The sequence below is a fragment of the Micromonospora sp. USAFONa4 genome (assembly GCF_057197825.1).
This window is the reverse complement of sequence record NZ_CM170072.1, coordinates 5,274,069-5,292,938: the sequence shown is the minus strand read 5'-3', so window position 1 is coordinate 5,292,938 and position 18,870 is coordinate 5,274,069. Positions and strand designations below refer to the sequence as shown.

Genomic DNA, 18,870 nt, shown 5'->3' with positions numbered 1-18,870 from the left:
GCGGGCCGGCGGAGGGCCGGCCACCCCGCTCCCACGAGGAGGTCCCGTGGCACAACCGGAGTGGACACCCTGGATGAGTCGGCGTCGACGCCGGCTCATCCCCGTCCTGGCGGCGACCGCGGTGGCGGCCGCGCTGCTGCCCACCGGACCCACCGCAGCCGCCCCCACCGGCGGCGCCTCCGCCGAGCGGCGCTCCGGCCCGTTCGCCGAGGGGCAGCACCAGCACGCCGACGTCGACAACCGCCCGGGTACCGCCGCCCCCGACGCGCGGCAGCGGGGCCTGGCGCGCAGCGCCGACCCGGACGCCCGCTGGAACCGGCTCGGCACCCCGCACGCGCTCGGCCCCGGCAGCGCGCCCCTCGCCACCGGCCTGCCCGCCGAGCCGGAGGCGGCCGCCCGCGCGTACCTCACCGGGCACCAGGACCTCTTCGGGCTGGACGCCGCGGCGGTCGACGCGATGGACCGGGTGCTGGTCCGCCCGGTCGGCGCCGGCGCCGTCGTCACCCTCCGGCAGCGCTTCGGCGACCTGCCGGCCGGGCACGACGGCCTGGTGACCGTCGCGGTCGCCGGCGGCAAGGTCCTCGCGGTCAGCTCCTCGCTGTCCCGGGACACCGACGCGCCGGCGCCGGCCACCCTCACCGACGAGCAGGCGTACGCGGCGGCGCGCGCCGACGCCGGCCTGACCGCCGAGGCGGTACGCAGCCACAGCGTCCGCGCCGTCGCCGTGCCCACCCCGCTCGACGGGCCCCGGGCCGCGTACGAGGTGACCCTGATCGGCGCCGACACCGACCACCCGGCGGCGTTCACCACCTACGTCGACGGGATCACCGGGCAGGTGCTGGTCCGCGAGGACCTCGTCGACTTCGACTCGGACAACCCGAGCTGGGCGGTCTTCCCGGCCACCCCGCCGCGCGACCTCGGCCCCGGGCAGGACCCCCGGGTGCGCTGGTGCGGCGACCCCGCGCCGGGCTGCCAGGCGGCCTTCCGCGACCCGGCCACCGGGCAGCCGTGGGACGTCGACGCGGCCACCGGCACGCCGACGGGCACCGCCCGGGGCAACTCCGCCAACACCGTGCTGTCGTGGGGCGGCGGCACGCCGGCCGTACCGGCCACGCCCAGCCTCCAGCGCCGCTACGAGTACCCGTTCACCGACCAGTGGCACCAGGCCCGCTGCAACCCGGAGGTGTTCACCTCGGCGCAGCGCAACGACGGCGACGCCGCGATCGCCAACCTGTTCGCCATGCACAACCGGATGCACGACTGGGCCTGGCACCTGGGCTTCACCGAGGCGACCTGGAACCTCCAGGCGGTGAATTTGACCCCGCAGGGCCTGGGCGGCGACGCCGAGCAGGGCCGCGCCCAGCAGGGTGCGCTCAGCGGCAACCGGAACAACGCCAACCAGGGCACGCCGCGCGACGGCCTGCCGCCGACCACCAACATGTACCTGTGGCAGCCGCAGGCCGGCGGGCCGTACCCGCCCTGCGTGGACGGCGACTACGACATGACGGTGATCGGGCACGAGTACACCCACGCCATCACCAACCGGATGATCGCCGGCCCGGACAGCGGCATCAGCGGGCACCAGGGCGGCTCGATGGGCGAGTCGTGGAGCGACCTGCTCGCCGCCGAGTACCTGTTCCAGCACGGGCTGCGCGCCCCCGGCGAGACGCCCTACGTCACCGGCGGCTACGTCACCGGCAACCTGGTCAGCGGCATCCGCAACCACGACTTCAGCCGCAGCCCGCTGAACTACTCCGACGTCGGCTACAACACCGGCGGGCCCGCCGTGCACGCCGACGGTGAGATCTGGAGCGCCACCAACTTCCGGGTGCGCGCCGCGATGATGAAGCGCTACGGGGTCGGCACCCCGCAGCGGCAGCTCGACTGCGCGCGCGGCACGGTGGCGGTGGAGCAGTGCCCGGGCAACCGGCGCTGGTCGCAGCTGGTCTTCGACTCGTTCCTGCTGCAGGCCGCCAGCCAGGTGAGCATGCTCGACATGCGCGACAACATGCTCACCGCCGACCTGCTGCGCTTCGGCGGCGCCAACCAGGACCTGCTCTGGGCGGAGTTCGCCCGCTCCGGGATGGGCCGCGACGCCGCCACCAACGGCGCCGCCGACACGGACCCGACGCCGAGCTTCGCCGCTCCGGGCGCCGACAACGCCGTGCTCACCCTGCGCCCGAAGGGCGACAGCGCCGACGCCCCCATCCGGGTGTACGTCGGGGCGTACGAGGCGCGGGCGGTGCCCGTGGCCGACACCGACCCGGCCACCGCCCTGCCGGACACCGTCGAGCTGGTGCCCGGCACGTACCAGCTGCTCGCCGTCGCGCCCGGCTTCGGCCACCAGCGGCTGACCGTGGTCGCCAAGGCCGGCAAGGAGGGGTACGTCGACCTGCGGATGAGCCGGAACCTGGCGTCCACGGCGTCCGGCGCGACGGTCACCGGCGACGGGGTCAACCTGGACCGCATCGCCGACGACACCGAGGCCACCAACTGGGCCTCCCTGGACGGGGTGGCCGGGCGGCAGGTGACCGTGGCGCTGCCCGGGGACGCGCCGCAGGTCGTGAAGCGGGTGAACGTCAGCGCCATGCTGCGCCCGGCGATCGCCGGCGACGCGGACGCGGGCGGCCAGAACGCGCTCAGCGCGCTGCGCTCGTTCGCGGTGTCGGCGTGCAACGCGAAGACGACCGACTGCGCGGATCCGGCGAACTGGCGGCGGATCCACACCAGCGCGCCCGACGCGTTCCCGGGCGGGGCGTACCGGGCGTACGTGCCGGACATCAACCTGCGCGAGTTCGCGGTGCCGACCACGCTGGCCACGCACCTGCGGTTGGAGGTGCTGGCCAGCCAGTGCACCGGCGGCCCCGCCTACGCCGGTGAGCAGGACGACGACCCGGCGACCACCACCGACTGCGCGACGGCCAGCCCGGCGCGTACGCAGGTGCGCATCGCCGAGTTCCAGGCGTTCTCGAAGTGACCGCCCGTCGGGGCCGGTCGGCGTGCCGGCCGGCCCCGACGGACCACCTCCGGCCGTCGACCCGGGCGGACCGCCGCCGGGCACGCGTCCCCGCGACTCCGCCGGACCACCGCCGGACAGTCGTACCTGTGGCCCTCGGTCAGCGGCGTGCCGCCCGCCACCGCCCGGGCACGGCGGCCCGTTCCCGGCGTCGGTCCGGCTCGATGTCATCGCCGCGCCGCTGCTGCCGATCGTGTCGAACGTGACTGGACGGCTCGTCCGCGCCGGCCGCCCGGGTCAGGTGACGCAGCCGCAGCAGCAGGCCGAGGCCGAGTGAGAGCAGCAGCCCACCGAGCAGGAACGCGGCCTGCACGACCCCGAACCCGCCCGTCCCCGCCACCGGCCGCCCCGCGCCGGCCGCCGGCGGCGCACCGGCGGCCACCGGCTCGTCGGTCGCCAAGTCGTCGGCCGCCGGCTCGTCGGTGGTGGGCGCCGCCCCCGGCTCCGCCGCTCCCCCGGTCTCCCCTGCCGGTCCGGTCGTGTCCGCCGGGGCGGGGCGAGGCTCCGGCTCCTCGGGCGCGGCCGTCCGGGCGGTCGACCCGACCACCGACCGCGTCGCCGTCTGTCGGGACAGCAGCCGCAGGTTCGCGTCGTACGCCTCCGCCGCCAGCGTGATCCGCCCCCGGGTGACGTCCCCGGCGAAGGCCAACCGGTAGCGGGCGGTGACCGTCCGCCCGGGGCAGAGCGTGCCCGGGTCGAGCCGGCGGTCGGTCAGCCGGGCCACCTCCCCGTCGGCGCGGATGTCCAGCGGGAACGAGCCGGTCTCCTCGACCCGGTCCACCCTGACCTGGTCGAGCCGCATCCCGCGCACCCGCAGCACCATCGACCAGCGGACCTTGACGCAGCCGCCGTCGTCGCGGGAGACCACGGCGGAGACGGTCTCCACCCGGCCCCCGGCGGTGAACTCGTCCGGCAGGCCGCTCAACTCGGTGGCGAAGGTCGCCTGCGCGGGCGCGGGCAGACCCGCCCCGGTCAGGCAGCCGAGCACCACCCCGGCCCGTAGCGCGTACCGCCACACGGTCGCCACCGTTCCCACCTCCCGTCGGTCGCCGCCAACCCGCAACGCTGCCAGCGCCACCGGCCGGCCGGTAGACGGGCGTGTTCGCACCGGTCGCCAAGCGCGGGGGCCGATTTCACCGACGGTGGTGAACCGGTCACCCCCTCCCCGCGACACGCCCCGGCCCCGACGACCGCGCGACGGCGACCGGCTCGCGACGGCCGGGGCGAGCGCGCGAACAGCCGCCGGTCGGGGGACGATCCGGGGTGGCGCCGGTCGGCGGGTTCGGGTGGCGGGGGACAATCGCCGGCGTGTCCGACCTTTCCGCCGCCTTCGTCCGCCTGCACGCCAGTCTCTCCCCGGTCGCCTTCGTTCCCGAGGTGCGGCTGCACCAGGCGGACGACGCCATCGGCCTGTGGGAGCTGACGGAGGGCGAGTTCCGCAGCGCGCAGCCGCCGCCGTTCTGGGCCTTCGCCTGGGCCGGCGGGCAGGCGCTGGCCCGGTACGTCACCGACCACCCGGAGCTGGTCGCCGGCCGCCGGGTGCTGGACCTCGCCGCGGGCTCCGGCCTGGTCGCCATCGCCGCCGCGCGGGCCGGCGCCGCCGCCGTGCGCGCCGTGGAGATCGACGAGCTGGCCGTCGCCGCCGTCGCGGTCAACGCCGAGGCCAACGGGGTACGCGTCGACGCCGAACTCGGCGACGTCCTCGACGGCGACGCCGGTGGGGCCGAGGTGGTGCTCGCCGGGGACGTGTTCTACAGCCAGGCGATGGCCAACCGGGTGCTGCGCTTCCTGCTCCGGGCCGCCCGCGCCGGGGCCCAGGTGCTGGTCGGCGACCCCGGCCGGGCCTTCCTGCCCCACGACCGCTTCGACGAGCTGGCCGTCTACGACGTGCCGGTGCCCGAGACGCTGGAGAGCGTACGGGTGAAGCGCACCACGGTGTGGCAGTTGCGGGCGGGGCTGCCGGGGGCGGGCCGCTAGCGTGTCGGCGTGCTGTTCCGGAGCTGGGCGCAGACCGCCGACGCGCACTGGCCGGACGTGGCCCGGGTACGCGACCACGTGGGGGTCGCGCACCTGGTCGTGACCCGGCACGCCCTGGTCCGCGAGGTGCTCACCGATCCGGCGACGTACCGGCCGGACAACGCGCTGGACGCGGTGACCCCGATCCCGGTGGCCGCGCTGCGGGTGCTGGCCAAGCACCGGTTCCGGCTGCCGCCGACCCTGGCGAACAACGGTGGCGCCAGCCACCCGGCGATCCGGGCGATCGTCGCCGACGTCCTGCACCCGACGCGGGTCGCCGCGCAGCGGCCCTGGCTGACCGATCTGGTCCGGGAGCGCGTCGGCGGCATCGCCACCACCCTGGGCGCCGGCGGGTCGGTGGACCTGTACGCCCGGCTCGCCGCCGACCTGCCGCTGCTGGTGCTGGCCCGGCTGGTCGAGCTGCCGGACGCGCCGGTCGGCGCGGTGAAGGAGTTCGCCCGCGCCGCGCTGGAACTGTTCTGGGCGCCCCTGGACGCCGACCGGCAGCAGGCCCTCGCCGCCGAGGTGGGCCGCTTCCACCGGGTGCTGCGGGAGTTCGCCGCGACCGGGGGCGGGCTGGCCGGGTCGCTGCGTGCCGCCGGGCACCCGCCCGACGTGGTGGTGGGTGCGCTGTTCTTTCTGCTGGTAGCCGGCCAGGAGACCACCTCGCAGTTCCTCACCCTGCTGCTGCACCGGCTGACCGGCGAGCCGGCCGTGCTCGCCGGCCTGCGCGACGGCACCGTCGCGGTCGCCGACGTCGTCGAGGAGGGGCTGCGGCTGGAGCCGCCGATCGTCACCTGGCGGCGGGTGGCGGCGGTGGACACCGCGCTGGGCGGGACGGCGGTGCCGGCGGGCACCAGCATCGTGCTCTGGCTGGCCCGCGCCGGCCGCGACCCGGCCACCGTCGACGCGCCGGACGAGTTCCGACCCGGGCAGCGCGGCTCCCGCCGGCACCTGGCCTTCGGGGCGGGCGCGCACCGCTGCGTCGGCGACCAGTTGGCCCGGATGGAGGCGGCCGTGGTGGTCGCGGAGACCGCCCCGCTGCTGGACGGGGTCAGCGTGCTCCGCGAGCCGTGGTGCCCGGACAACCTGACCTTCCGGATGCCCGACGCGTTCGTCGTCCGCCAGCGCTGACCGCCTCCCGACCACGTCGCGTCCCCCGAGCGGCCGGCCGGGCGCAGTCCGGGCGACCGGCACCGTCCCGCGGGACGACGGGCTACGGGCACGCCGACTCTCGCCGGACGTGGCTACCGGCCCGCCCAGCCGACGGCGACGGGCGACGGACACGCTGTCGAGCTGCCCCATCTGTGAGACCAGACCGATGACCCTGGAGCGACCCCACGCCGAGGCGTCCCCCGCGTCGGCGCTTCCGTTCGCTGGTAAGGGGAACCGGTGTGAGCCCACCGCCCCGTCAGCAGGGTCGCCAAGACCGCAGGCGGCTCTGATCCGGGCAGCGGAGCGCCTGCCCCGTCGATGCGGGCAGCTCGACAGCGTCGGGCGACCGCCATCGCCGCCCGCAGACCCGCCGCCCGCCGCCCGCGGGGCGCGGGGCGCGGGGCGCCTGACGAAAGTCAGTGACGGAGGGTGTCGTTCGGGCGCGGTGCCGCAACCTGCGCCGGACCTAGCGTCGGTGCATGATCACATTACGTGGGTTGACCAAGCGTTTCGGGGGCACGACCGCCGTCGACGCCCTGACCGTCGACATCGGGCCGGGGCAGGTCACCGGGTTCCTCGGCCCGAACGGCGCGGGCAAGTCCACCACCATGCGGATGATCCTCGGGTTGGACCGGCCCACCGCCGGGCAGGCGCTCGTGCGCGGGCGGGCGTACCGGGAGCTGCGGCGCCCGCTGCGCGAGGTCGGCGCGCTGCTCGACGCCCGGGCCCTCCATCCGGCCCGCTCGGGTCGGGCGCACCTGCTCGCGATGGCCCGCAGCAACGGGATACCGGACCGCCGGGTGGACGAGGTGCTCGCCACGGTGGGGCTGGACGCCCGTGCCGCCGCCAAGCCCGGCCGCACCCTCTCCCTCGGCATGGGGCAGCGGCTCGGCATCGCCGGGGCGCTGCTCGGCGACCCGCCGGTGCTGATGTTCGACGAGCCGGTCAACGGCCTCGACCCGGACGGGGTGCGCTGGGTCCGGCAGCTGATGCGCGCCCTGGCCGACGAGGGCCGGACGGTCTTCGTCTCCAGCCACCTGATGACCGAGATGCAGCTCACCGCCGACCGGCTGGTGGTGATCGGCCGGGGTCGCCTGCTCGCTGACGCCCCGATCGACGAGGTCATCGCCGGCAGCGCGGTGGCCGTGCGCGTACGCAGCCCGCAGCCGGCTTGCCTCGCCGCGCTCGCCGGGCGGCTCACCGCCGCCGGGGCCAACGTCGAGCCGGCCGGCCCGGGCGAGCTGACCGTCACCGGCGCCACCGTCGAGCGGATCGGCGACCTGGCGTACGAGCTGGGTGTGCCACTGCACGAGCTGAGCCCGCACGGGGCGTCCCTGGAACAGGCCTTCATGGAACTGACCGCCGACAGCGTCGAGTACGCCGGAACCCCGACCCCGAGCGAGGCACGATGAACACGATCTCCGCCGAGTGGACCAAGGTGTGGTCCGTGCGTTCCACCTGGTGGTCCTTGCTGGCCGGGGTACTGCTGATGGCCGCCACCGCCGGTCAGCTGGCCATCTACGCCGCCAACGCGAACACCAACGACGACCCGGCCGACGACGCCGGGATCGTCACCGTCGGCAGCGTCGTGATCGGCTCGGTCGAGCTGACCCAGTACGCCGTGCTGGCGCTGGGCCTGCTCGTGATCACCAGCGAGTTCACCAGTGGCACGATCCGTACCACCTTGCAGTGCACGCCGTCGCGCGGCCGGGTGCTGCTGGCGAAGGCCGTGGTGACCGGGGCGGTGACGTTCGCGCTCGGGCTGCTGCTCGGCGCGGTCGGCGCGCTGGTGGCGCGGCCGGTGCTCGGCCGCTGGGGCGCCGCGCCGGCCGGCGGCACCGTCGGTGACGTCCTGGCGGTGGCGACCTACCTGGCGCTGGTCGGCGTGCTGGCCCTCGGGCTCGGCGCGGCCCTGCGCAGCGCGGTGCTCACCCTGACGGTGCTCGTCGCCACGCTGATGATCGTTCCGCTGTCGTTGCAGGAGCCGGACATCGCCGTGCTCGACCGGATCGCGGACGCCTTCCCGGGGGTGGCCGGGGCGCACTTCCTGGCCGGGGACACCGACCCGTACCCGGCGCCGGTCGGGTTGCTCCTGCTCGCCGGCTGGGCCGGCGCGGCGCTGCTGCTGGGCCGCGCCGCGCTGCGCCGCCGCGACGCGTAGGGCCTGACCCGGGGGCGGGGCGGGTCAGCCGGTCGGCTCGACCAGCCCCGCCTCGTAGGCGAGGATCGCCGCCTGCACCCGGTTGCGCACCTCGAGGCGGGTGAAGACGCTCGTCAGGTAGCTCTTCACGGTCCCCTCGACCAGGTGCAGCCGGCGGGCGATCTCGGCGTTGGACAGGCCCGCCCCGACCAGCGCGAGCACCTCCCGCTCCCGCTCGGTCAGCCCCGCCAGCCGGTCCCGGGCCACCGGCCGGCGGGCCAGCCGGTCACCGCCCAGCTCGATGACCCGACGCGCCACCTGCGGTGACAGGTACGCGCCGCCGTCGGCGACGGCGTGCACCCCGGCGATCAGCTCGCGTGGGTCGCCGGCCTTGAGCAGGAACCCGCTCGCCCCGTGCCCGAGCGCCCGGGCGACGTGCTCGTCCTCGCCGAACGTGGTCAGCATGAGCGTCGCCGTCTCCGGCACGAGCCGGCGGATCTCGGCGGCGGCGGAGAGCCCGTCCAGCCTCGGCATCCGGATGTCCAGCAGCGCCACCCGGGGCCGGTGCGCCCGGACGAGTTCCACCGCGGCCCGGCCGTCCCCCGCCTCGGCCACCACCTCGATGCCCGGATCGGTGGCCAGGATGGCCCGGACACCGGCCCGGATCATCGCCTCGTCGTCGGCGAGCACGACCCGCACCGGGCCGGCCGTGTCGGCGTTCATCCGTCGATCCGCTCCTTGCTGACCAGCCGGCCCTCGACGAAGCAGAGCCGCCACGTCGGCTGGGCCAGGGGAAAGTTGCCGTCGGTGTAGTGCTCGCAGCCGGGACGCGCCGTCCCGGCGGGCGGGGCCGACTGCCGCCGGGGCAGCCCGGTCAGCTCGGCGCGCTGCGCGCCCACGGGCATCCGCGCGAAGGCCCCGTCGTCGAGGACCGTACCGGCGGTGGCGACCGGGTAGTAGACGAGGGAGAGGACCAGCGCGAGGCCCGCCGGGGCGCCGAGCGCCGTCAGCAGGCTGAGCCGGACCCGCCGGCGGGCGTCGCGCAGCCGCCGCTCGGCCTCGCCCGGCCATTCCCCCGGCGACCCGCCGTCCGACGCGTCGGCGCCCGCACCCGGGGCGACCGGAAACCCCGCCTCGTCCGCCTCGTCCGCCGACCAGCCGCCCGCGGGCCAGCCGCCCGCCGACCGCCGGCCGCTGCCGGGGCCGGAGTCGCCGCCACCCGACGGGAGGGCGTCGGCGCCCGCCCGGGCCGCCGCCGGCAGGCGGGCACGGACGGCGAAGCCGCCACCGTCCTGGTGGCCGGTCGTCAGGACGCCGCCGGCGAGCCGGACCCGCTCGGCGAGGGCGAGCAGGCCGGAACCGGTGGACGGCGGGCCCGGCAGCGGCCCGGCCGGTGGCGGCGCGTTGACGACGGCGACGTCGATCCGGTCGCCGTCGGCGGCCAGCACGACGCTGACCGGCGCGCCGGGGGCGTACCGGGCGGCGTTGGTCAGCGCCTCGCGGACCACCCGGTGTGCGGCGTGCGCGGCCATCGGGGGCAGCCGCGTCAGGGCGTCCGCGCCGTCCAGGCGCACCGCCATGCCCGCCTCCCGGGCCCCGTCGACCAGCTCGGTGACGCTCTCGTCGACCGGCCGGGTGGTCGCCGCCCCGTCCGGCTCCCGGAGCACCCCGATGATCCCGTGCAGCCGCTCGGTGGCGGCGGCGACGCTGGCCCGCAACTCCCCGGCGGCGGCCCGGTGCCGGGGCGTGAGGTCGCCCGCGACCTCCAGCGCGGCGGCGCGCAGGGCGATCAGACTCAGGTCGTGCCCGAGCGAGTCGTGCATCTCCTGGGCGATGCGGGCCCGTTCCCGCAGTCGGACCCGCTCCGCGGTGCCCCGCCGCTCGCGCTCCCGCGCCTCGGCGTGCCGGCGGCCGGCCTCGGTCAGGGCGGCCTGCTGCCGCCGGTACCGCCCGACGAGCCACGGGAACACCCCGGCGAAGAGCAGCACGGAGGCGAGCAGGAACCAGGTGGCCGCGCCGGTGCCGAGCAGCCCCAGGTTGAGCGCGGTGCCGCCGGCCGCGAGCACGGCGAAGGCGACGGCGGCCGTACGGGCGGTGGCGCTGCGGCGACCGGTCAGGTAACTGAACACCGGGATCGCGAAGAGGAAGTTGCCGTCCAGCAGCGACCCGAGCACCACGACGACCAGGGCGGCCACCGGCCAGCGCCGGCTCACCGCGACCGCCACCGTGAGCAGCAGCAGCGCGCCGGTCAGCCGGGCGGTGGCCGGCCCCGCGTGCGGCGGGGTGACAAGCGCGTACGCGATCGGGGCAGCGGTCGTCGCCCACAGGAGCAGGTCGCCGAGCCGCCGCCGGACGACCTCCCGGGACCGCACCGCACCGCCCACCCGGACGGGCCACCAGTTCCCCACGGCGGTCAGGCTACCCACGCCCGACCTGCGCCGGCACCGACGAAAGTCAGGTGCTCAGCTGATCTCCTCGGCCCACGCGCGCCAGTCGTCGAGCACCCCGTACAGGGCGGGGGTGAGCCAGCCGGACGCGGACCGGCGGAAGACCCCCGGATCCATCGCCCCGGTCCCGGCCGGCAGGGCGCCCAGCAGGTTCGGCACCAGGTCGGTCAGGTTGGCCCAGTGCACCAGCTCCGGCGCGGCCGGCCACGCGCCGACCACCACGCCGGCCGGCACCGCCCGGCGCTCCAGCGCCTCCAGCGTCAGCGCCGTGTGGTTCAGGGTGCCCAGACCGGCCCGGGTCACCACCACGGCCGGGCAGCCCAGCGCCACCGCCAGGTCCGCCACCGTCCAGGACCGGCCCTCCGGGCGCAGCCCCATCGGTACGAGCAGGCCGCCCGCGCCCTCGACGAGCACCAGGTCGTGCTTGTCGGCCTCCTCGCGGACCGCGTCGACGGCGGTGTCCAGCGCCAGCGGCTCCAGCTGGGCGACCCGGGCCGCCGCCAGCGGGGCGAGCGGGTCGGGGAAGCTGGCCAGGGTCCGGCCGGTCAGCGGGGCGGCCAGCCGGTTGACCGCGTCGACGTCGCCCGGCTCGCCACCGGCCGTACCCGTCTGGGCGGGCTTGACCACCGCGACCCGCAGGCCGGCCGCCTGCGCGGCGGCCGCGATGGCCGCGGTGACCACCGTCTTGCCGACGTCCGTGTCGGTGCCGGTCACCAGCACCGGCCCGCGCCACGGCCCGGTCATGTCCCCACCCCGGCTCACGGCGTCACCCTTGTTCGCGACTGCGGGGCTCGCAAACCCGGCTCACTCCTCGCGCTCACGGCGTCACCCTTGTTCGCGACTGCGGGGCTCGCAAACCCCGCTCACTCCTCGCGCTCACGGCGTCACCCTTGTTCGCGACTGCGGGGCTCGCAAACCCCGCTCACTCCTCGCGCTCACGGGGCACACTCCACGATGGTCTCCAGGGCCCGCTCGAAGTCCGCCCGGGGGATGCCGGCGCCGATGGTCAGCCGCAGCCGGGACCGGCCGTCCGGCGTGGACGGGGGCCGGAAACAGCCGACGGCGACTCCCCGGTCGCGGCAGTCGGCCGCCCAGGCGCTCGCCGCCTCGGGGCCGGGGGCGGTGACCGAGACGACTGCGCCGTCGGGGGCGGAGACCGCCAGCCCGGCGGCGCCCAGCCGGCGGACGAGCAGGGCGGCCCGCCCGGCCAGCTCCGCGCGCAGGTCGTCGCCGGCGCGGGCCAGCCCGACGGCGGCGTGCACGCCCGCGGCCACGGCCGGGGGCAGCGCGGTGTCGAAGATGAAGGTCCGGCCGGTCTCGATCACGTGCCGGACGAACTCCGCCGGCCCGGCGACCACCCCGCCCGCGCCGCCGAGGGCCTTGGAGAGGGTGGCGGTGACGACCACGTCGGGCTGGCCGGCGAGGCCGGCGGCGGCGACTCCCCCGGCGCCGGCCGGGCCGGTCACCCCGAGGGCGTGCGCGTCGTCGACCAGCAGCAGCGCGCCGTGCTCCCGGGCGACGGCGTGCAGCCGGGCCAGCGGGGCGAGGTCGCCGTCGACGGAGAAGACCGACTCGGTGACGACCACCGCCGGCCGGCCGGGCGCGGCGGCGAGGGCGGCGGCCACCGCCGCGACGTCGGCGTGCGGGGTCACCACGGTCTCCGCGCCCGAGATCCGGCAGCCGTCGATCAGGGAGGCGTGGTTGTGGGCGTCGGAGACGAGCAGCGTACGGGGCCGCACCAGCGCCCGGACCGCCCCGAGGTTGGCCAGGTAGCCGGAGGAGAAGACGAGTGCCCGTTCGGCGCCGAGCCAGTCGGCGAGGGCGTCCTCGAGCGCGTGGTGGGCGTCGGTGGAGCCGCGCACCAGCCGCGACCCGGTGGCCCCCAGCCCGTACGCCGACAGCGCCCGCGCCGCCGCGGCGGTGACCTCGGGGTGGATGGCCAGGCCGAGGTAGTCGTTGCCGGCCAGGTCGACCACGACGTCGCCGGCGGCCCGCGGTCGCAGCTGGCGGGTCAGCCCCGCCTTCGCGCGCAGTTCGGCGCGGCGGTCGAGCGCCGCCAGCCAGTCCGCCACCGTCACCCCCACGCCGCCCGGCCGGCCGCCGTCGGCCGCTTCCGCCGGGCGAAATTACCACCCGCCGGCCAGCGCCCGGCGTGTCCACCCCTGCGTCCGGGTGCCGACACGCGGGCCGTTCATCCCGGCCAGGTGGCCTTGTAGGGTACGAGCCATGCCAGAGATCCTCGACCAGGCCCGAACCCAGGTGCTGGAGAACGGCGTCGGTCTCGACGAGGCCGGCGTCCTCGCCGTGCTGAACCTGCCCGACGAGCAGCTGCCCGCCGCCCTCCAGCTCGCCCACGAGGTGCGGATGCGCTGGTGCGGGCCCGAGGTGGAGGTCGAGGGGATCGTCTCGCTGAAGACCGGCGGGTGCCCGGAGGACTGCCACTTCTGTTCGCAGTCCGGCCTGTTCACCTCCCCGGTCCGGTCGGTCTGGCTGGACATCCCGTCGCTGGTCGAGGCGGCGAAGCAGACCGCGGCGACCGGGGCGACGGAGTTCTGCATCGTGGCGGCCGTGCGCGGCCCGGACGCCCGGCTGATGAAGCAGATGCGCGAGGGCGTCGCCGCGATCAGGGCCGAGGTCGACATCCAGGTCGCCGCGTCGCTGGGCATGCTCAGCCAGGAGCAGGTCGACGAGCTTGTCGACATGGGCGTGCACCGCTACAACCACAACCTGGAGACCTGCCGCTCCTACTTCCCCAACGTGGTCACCACGCACTCCTGGGAGGAGCGCTGGGAGACCCTGCGGATGGTCCGCGAATCCGGCATGGAGGTCTGCTGCGGCGGCATCCTCGGCCTCGGCGAGACGGTGGAGCAGCGGGCCGAGTTCGCCGCGCAGCTCGCCGAGTTGGACCCGCACGAGGTGCCGCTGAACTTCCTCAACCCCCGCCCCGGCACCCCGCTGGGCGACCGGCCGGTGGTGGAGGGCAAGGACGCGCTGCGCGCCATCGCCGCCTTCCGGCTGGCCATGCCGCGCACCATCCTGCGGTACGCGGGCGGCCGGGAGATCACCCTCGGTGACCTGGGCACCCGCGACGGCCTCCTCGGCGGCATCAACGCGGTGATCGTCGGCAACTACCTGACCACGCTGGGCCGGCCGGCGACGGCCGACCTGGAGCTGCTCGACGACCTGAAGATGCCGGTCAAGGCGCTCTCCGCGACGCTGTGAGCGCCCCGGTGACGACGAGTGACGCGGCGACGGCGGCCGGCGGGACGTCGGCCGTCTGGTGCGACCGCTGCGGCGAGGCCGTGGCGGCCGGGTCGCACGACGGGTGCGCGGCGGCCCGGACACTGGAGCCGCCGCGCTTCTGCGCGCACTGCCGCCGCCGGATGAAGGTGCAGGTGCTGCCGGTCGGCTGGGCGGCGGTCTGCGTCGAGCACGGCGAGATCCGGGGCTGAGGCGGATGCTGCGCGGCCGGGCGGTCACCCTGCGGCCGGCGGGCGCCGGGGACGTGCCGGCGCTCGCCGCGATCCGGGCCACCCCGGAGGTCCGACGCTGGTGGCGCGGCGGCGACGACCTCGCCGCCGCCGTCCGGGCCGACCTCGCCGACGAGGCCCTGACGGTGTACGCGATCGAGCACGACGGCCGGGTGGTCGGCGCGATCCAGTGGTACGCCGAGGAAGACCCCGACTACCGGCACGCCAGCATGGACGTATTCCTCGACCCGGCGGTACGCGGCGCCGGGCTCGGCGGGGACGCGATCCGCACCCTGGTCCGGCACCTGATCGACGAGCACGGTCACCACCGGTTCACCATCGACCCGGCGGCGGCGAACACGGCGGCCGTCCGGGCGTACGCGAAGGTCGGCTTCCGCCCCGTCGGCGTGCTGCGCCGCTACGAGCGCGGCGAGGACGGGCGGTGGCACGACGGGCTGCTGATGGACCTGCTCGCCGACGAACTGGCCGACTGACCCGGCGGGCCACCGGGCCGTCTCACTGCAACACCGAGCGTTAGCGGCACCTCCCTGACCATCACAGCCACTGCATTGCTGGTCACCGCCGGCCGAACCGTCCGCGTCTGTTTGCCCTGATCAAGCATTGATACCGCAGGCGCATTTGCTCCAACTGCCCTGGCTGACGACTGACGTCCGTTGACATACTGCCGAAATCTGACACCCGGCGGGCTTCCTGTCAGTATGACAGGAAGCCTATGGTCGACTCATGTCCGACGATCGCTGGGTTGCCCCGGCCGTTCTGCTCGCGGTTGACCTCGTCATCCTCACGCTGCGCGAATCCTGTCTGCAGGTGCTGCTGATCGAGCGTGGCGTCGAGCCCTATCAGGGGGCTCTCGCCCTGCCTGGCGGCTTCCTCAGCCATGAAGAGGAAGACCTCTTGGCTGCTGCCCATCGGGAGCTTTCCGAGGAGGCCGGCGTGGGGGCAGATCAGGTGCACCTCGAACAACTGGGCATCTACGGCAGACCCGGGCGGGACCCTAGGGGCCGGGTGGTCTCTGTGGCCTACCTGGCCGTCGCCCCTCGGCTGCCTGAACCGATCGCCGGCACCGACGCGTCTGCCGCCTGCTGGACGCCGGTGACCCAGGCGCTGGCCGGCGAAGCGCGGCTCGCCTTCGACCACGGACAGATCCTCACGGACGGTGTCGACCGAGCCCGGGAAAAGTTGGAGCGCTCCGCCCTCGCCACCGCGTTCTGCGGCCCGACCTTCACCATCTCCGAACTGCAGAACGTCTACGAGGCGGTATGGGGCGTACAGCTCGATCCGCGGAATTTCTACCGGAAGGTGCAGGGCGTGGACGGCTTCATCGTTCCCGCCGGAGGCACCCGGAAGACGGAGGGTGGCCGTCCCGCGCGGCTGTTCCGACCTGGCCCTCGCACAGCGCTGCATCCCCCGATGACCAGACCTACCAGTCCAATTGGCAAGGAGACAACGTGAGCACGAACAGCGGTCTCGTCGTGATCCTCACGGCCCTGAACCTCGAGTACGAAGCGGTCCGCGACCGACTGACCGAACTGCGGGTACATCGGCACGCCGCCGGTACCCGTTTCGAGGTGGGCCGAGTAAGCCAGAGTCGTTGCCGGGTCGCGCTTGCCCTGGTTGGCAAAGGCAATCATCCGGCCGCAGTCCTCGCCGAGCGCGCAATGGCGGAATTCGCTCCGGCGGCGGTGCTGTTCGTGGGAGTGGCCGGGGGCCTGTGGCCCAACATCCAGCTCGGGGATGTCGTGGTCGCGAGCAAGATCTATGCCTACCACGGCGGCACCAGCGAGGACGACGGCCTCAAGGCCCGACCAAAGGCGTGGGAGATCCCGCACGAGGCTGACCAGGTCGCGCATCACGTTGCCAGAGGCAGCAGCTGGCGCCACGGCCTACCCAACGACTCTTCCCCGATAGTCCACTTCGGACCTATCGCCGCTGGTGAGGTCGTGCAGGACTCGGCAATCTCCGCGCAGGCCAACTGGATCCGGCAGCACTACAACGACGCCGTGGCGATCGAGATGGAGGCGGCGGGCGTAGCACAGGCCGGTCACCTCAACCGGGCCCTTCCCGTGGTGGTCGTACGCGGTATCAGTGATCGCGCCGACGGCAGCAAGACAGCTACCGACGGAAGGAACTGGCAGCCGAGGGCGGCACGCCACGCCGCCGCCTTCGCCACCGCACTGGCACAGGAACTGATCAACGATGGCCCGATTAGCCGATCAGGCGCCGCGGGCCGGGACGGGAGCCAGCCAATGCGTATGACCAACCGAAACATCGCTACCGGCAACGCCCGGGTCGGGGTGCAGGCCGGGCAGATCCACGGCAACGTCGTTATCGGCGTAGAGCCGGACGGGCCAGTCGATTTGGCGTCGAGCATCGCCGATCTCCGGAACCACCTCAAGCAGGCCCACCTCGATGGTCAACTCGACGAAGAAACCTATGTGGCGGCCGAGTCGGAGTTAACCGCGGCAACCGGCTGCCTCTCAGCAGACACCTCCGAGAAGCGGGGCGGCCTGCTCGTCGCGCTCAAGCGGTTGCGGGGTCTGGTAGCCGACGTGACTGAGCTAGCAACGCGCCTAGCAGTCATCATCGCCACGGTGCGGGGGATGTCGTGACAAGCCCCACGGCGACCAACGTCGCCCAAGGCAAGGCTCGCGTCGATCTGCAGGCGGGGATCGTTCACGGCGACGTCAACTTCTATCGTCTGCCTCCAGATCCGAGTCCCGAAGAACAATTCGACGCCGCCTTGAAGTACCTCCACGCGCGGGTTCGCGATGAGGCACGGAGATTCATCGAGAAGGCGGTGGCCGGCGGATACGCCACCACAGAGGTCCAGTTCTACCGGCTGATCGCGCTGTTGAGCGGACGCACCCTACGACAGCTCGGTACAGAGGAATTGGACCGCCTCGACGCCATCTGCACCAGCCTGCCTGAACTTCATGACCATGACGAATGGGCAGCGGGTTTGAAGGCCATCATCCGGATCCTGGGTCCGGTCAACGCCGCCGAGGCAGAGCTCGTCATCAAGGAGATTGACGCGCTGAACCAGCGTCAACGCGACTGGATCTACGGTCACCTCGATGCACTACTCGAAGGTGCCATGCAGGATGAGATGTGGCAAAGATCTGTCACTCTCGCGAGGACGCAACGCACGGCGGATGACCGGCTGAACCGGGTCTGGAAGTTCTTCCACCCCACGCCAGCACAGCCGAGGACCTTACCGGTCGAGCCCGCCGCTGTCGCCTTGAGTGACTGGTTACGCGCCGGTGTGGGGACGGCTCTCTTCATATTCGCCGCCGTTCAATTGACCGTACTCGTGGCGGCTCACGGCCACCTCGATTCGATCCTCGGTCTGCTCGTCAGCCTGGCCGGCCTGGCCGCCTTCTGTATCGGCGGGGCAGACCGCTACTACCGAAGGACGCGCCTGCGGACAAAGGACGCCGAGATGCGTCCGCCCCGTCAGCGTCGCCCTGAAGCGCCCCCGGAGGGCTTCGCCCGCAAGGTAGACCGGCTCTTCAACCGCTACTTCGGACGATACGTCCCGCGAGGGACCGACCGCGCCTACTGGCTCGCCCAAACGGCAGGAATTCGACGACAACTGCGGGACGAGTTGGTCGAGATCTACCGTGAGCGGCGCATCGAGGCCGAGCGAATCGCCTGGCTCGTCCGATACCTGGTGGGCGACGTCCGCGACCAGTGGGAACGGGACACGCTGACGGCATACCGCCATCAGCTCCAGGCCCCTGGCACAACTGTGGCACTTCACATCGGTGGGCTGGTCGCCCTGACTGCCGGCAGCTTGTGGGCTGTGCCTGCCGCCGTGCTGTCCGCTCCCTTGCAAGGCATCGCCTGGTGCCTACTCGCGGTGGCGTCTGCGGTGCCGGCGGTGCGCTCGTCGTTCCGGATTGTCGCCGAACGCCGCAGGGTGACCGCCGACGAGGCGGAGCGAGCTGACAAGGAGGCAGCCAGGTGGGCGGCGTACCACCGGTGGCAGCGCAAACTCTCCGACAAACCGTCGGACACCGAGATGGCCGCCTGGCTGGAGGGTGACCGTAAGGTCTTGGTCGACCAGGCCATGCAGCAGTACCGGCTTCGCCCGAGTCAGGTGATCGCGCACGCCTTCATCGAGGCGCCCGCCAACTCCTGCAAGAAGGCGCGGTACCCACGCGGTCCGTGGCGGTACTCGCGCTACCGCCTGCTGCTCTTCCTACTCACCGACGACGGAGTCAGGCAGGTCAACATCGATCTGGACTTCGAGGCCGCCGTGGACCGCACAACGCAGCGGCTCAACTATCGGTTCGACGCTGTCGCCGCCGTCCGGATCGACGGAATAGCGGCCCGACAGCAGACCTTCGAGTTGACACTGTTCAGCGGGGAACCGGTCTCGGTCCTGGTGAGCGAGTCCGACAACGAGGCGCTCCAGCACAACGAGGACCCGACGAGAATCGCCGAATTGTCGCTGGATGCCTCCGGGCTCAGCCACACCCTGCACGTGCTTGAAGGGATCGCCGCAGAGGGCAAGGAATGGGTGAGACACCGACGCAGCCGCGCCGATGCCAGACTCGCCAACCTGGCGAGCACCGTACGCGGTCTGCTCGACTGAGCAGCCGT

General features: G+C 74.2%; 16 protein-coding genes. 11 read left to right on the top strand and 5 right to left on the bottom strand.

What is annotated here, in order from left to right; genetic code table 11:
* The first annotated feature begins 73 nt into the window (after positions 1–73).
* Positions 74–2,977 carry a M36 family metallopeptidase gene (locus AC0OO9_RS23355; protein WP_484512368.1) on the top strand — a complete coding sequence of 968 codons (2,904 nt, stop codon included), beginning with the start codon at positions 74–76 and terminating at the stop codon, positions 2,975–2,977.
* 139 nt (positions 2,978–3,116) lie between these two features.
* On the opposite strand, the gene AC0OO9_RS23350 is transcribed toward AC0OO9_RS23355, so the two are convergent.
* Positions 3,117–4,043, bottom strand: a complete 927-nt coding sequence (locus AC0OO9_RS23350; protein ID WP_484512366.1) for a hypothetical protein — start codon at positions 4,041–4,043, stop codon at positions 3,117–3,119.
* A gap of 281 nt (positions 4,044–4,324) precedes the next feature.
* On the opposite strand from AC0OO9_RS23350, the gene AC0OO9_RS23345 reads away from it, so the two are divergent.
* From AC0OO9_RS23345 to AC0OO9_RS23330, 4 genes are all read left to right on the top strand, one after another.
* Complete coding sequence (locus AC0OO9_RS23345) at positions 4,325–4,993, top strand: class I SAM-dependent methyltransferase (RefSeq protein WP_357580450.1); 669 nt, start codon at positions 4,325–4,327, stop codon at positions 4,991–4,993.
* 9 nt (positions 4,994–5,002) lie between these two features.
* Complete coding sequence (locus AC0OO9_RS23340; RefSeq protein WP_484512364.1) at positions 5,003–6,166, top strand: cytochrome P450; 1,164 nt, start codon at positions 5,003–5,005, stop codon at positions 6,164–6,166.
* 500 nt (positions 6,167–6,666) lie between these two features.
* Positions 6,667–7,599 (top strand): ATP-binding cassette domain-containing protein, encoded by a 933-nt coding sequence (locus tag AC0OO9_RS23335; protein WP_484512362.1) that lies wholly within the window; start codon positions 6,667–6,669, stop codon positions 7,597–7,599.
* Positions 7,596–8,348, top strand: coding sequence for an ABC-2 transporter permease (locus tag AC0OO9_RS23330; RefSeq protein ID WP_484512360.1), 753 nt, complete (start codon positions 7,596–7,598; stop codon positions 8,346–8,348). Before AC0OO9_RS23335 ends, AC0OO9_RS23330 begins: the two co-directional genes overlap by 4 nt.
* A gap of 24 nt (positions 8,349–8,372) precedes the next feature.
* On the opposite strand, the gene AC0OO9_RS23325 is transcribed toward AC0OO9_RS23330, so the two are convergent.
* From AC0OO9_RS23325 to AC0OO9_RS23310, 4 genes are all read right to left on the bottom strand, one after another.
* Positions 8,373–9,050, bottom strand: coding sequence for a response regulator (locus AC0OO9_RS23325; protein WP_484512358.1), 678 nt, complete (start codon positions 9,048–9,050; stop codon positions 8,373–8,375).
* Positions 9,047–10,735, bottom strand: a complete 1,689-nt coding sequence (locus AC0OO9_RS23320; RefSeq protein WP_484512357.1) for a sensor histidine kinase — start codon at positions 10,733–10,735, stop codon at positions 9,047–9,049. Before AC0OO9_RS23320 ends, AC0OO9_RS23325 begins: the two co-directional genes overlap by 4 nt.
* Before the next feature lie 54 nt (positions 10,736–10,789).
* Positions 10,790–11,518, bottom strand: coding sequence for a dethiobiotin synthase (bioD, locus tag AC0OO9_RS23315; protein WP_421457959.1), 729 nt, complete (start codon positions 11,516–11,518; stop codon positions 10,790–10,792).
* Between the two features lie 191 nt (positions 11,519–11,709).
* Complete coding sequence (locus tag AC0OO9_RS23310) at positions 11,710–12,846, bottom strand: 8-amino-7-oxononanoate synthase (protein ID WP_484512355.1); 1,137 nt, start codon at positions 12,844–12,846, stop codon at positions 11,710–11,712.
* Between the two features lie 154 nt (positions 12,847–13,000).
* Here AC0OO9_RS23310 and bioB point away from each other — a divergent pair, with 154 nt between their 5' ends.
* The 6 genes from bioB to AC0OO9_RS23280 all read left to right on the top strand — a co-directional run bounded on the left by bioB (position 13,001) and on the right by AC0OO9_RS23280 (position 18,862).
* Positions 13,001–13,996, top strand: coding sequence for a biotin synthase BioB (bioB, locus tag AC0OO9_RS23305; RefSeq protein WP_484512353.1), 996 nt, complete (start codon positions 13,001–13,003; stop codon positions 13,994–13,996).
* On the top strand, positions 13,993–14,226 hold the full coding sequence (bsaP, locus tag AC0OO9_RS23300) for a biotin synthase auxiliary protein BsaP (protein ID WP_484512351.1): 234 nt from the start codon (positions 13,993–13,995) through the stop codon (positions 14,224–14,226). The genes bioB and bsaP overlap by 4 nt, the downstream gene beginning before the upstream one ends.
* A 5-nt stretch (positions 14,227–14,231) precedes the next feature.
* Positions 14,232–14,738 carry a GNAT family N-acetyltransferase gene (locus AC0OO9_RS23295; protein WP_484512349.1) on the top strand — a complete coding sequence of 169 codons (507 nt, stop codon included), beginning with the start codon at positions 14,232–14,234 and terminating at the stop codon, positions 14,736–14,738.
* Between the two features lie 250 nt (positions 14,739–14,988).
* Positions 14,989–15,717: an NUDIX hydrolase gene (locus AC0OO9_RS23290; protein WP_484512347.1), complete on the top strand. Its 729-nt coding sequence runs from the start codon at positions 14,989–14,991 to the stop codon at positions 15,715–15,717.
* The gene (locus AC0OO9_RS23285; protein ID WP_484512345.1) at positions 15,714–16,874 is read left to right on the top strand and encodes a 5'-methylthioadenosine/S-adenosylhomocysteine nucleosidase family protein; all 1,161 of its coding nucleotides are present in this window, start codon (positions 15,714–15,716) and stop codon (positions 16,872–16,874) included. Before AC0OO9_RS23290 ends, AC0OO9_RS23285 begins: the two co-directional genes overlap by 4 nt.
* Positions 16,871–18,862: a hypothetical protein gene (locus AC0OO9_RS23280; protein WP_484512343.1), complete on the top strand. Its 1,992-nt coding sequence runs from the start codon at positions 16,871–16,873 to the stop codon at positions 18,860–18,862. Before AC0OO9_RS23285 ends, AC0OO9_RS23280 begins: the two co-directional genes overlap by 4 nt.
* Positions 18,863–18,870: the final 8 nt, after the last annotated feature.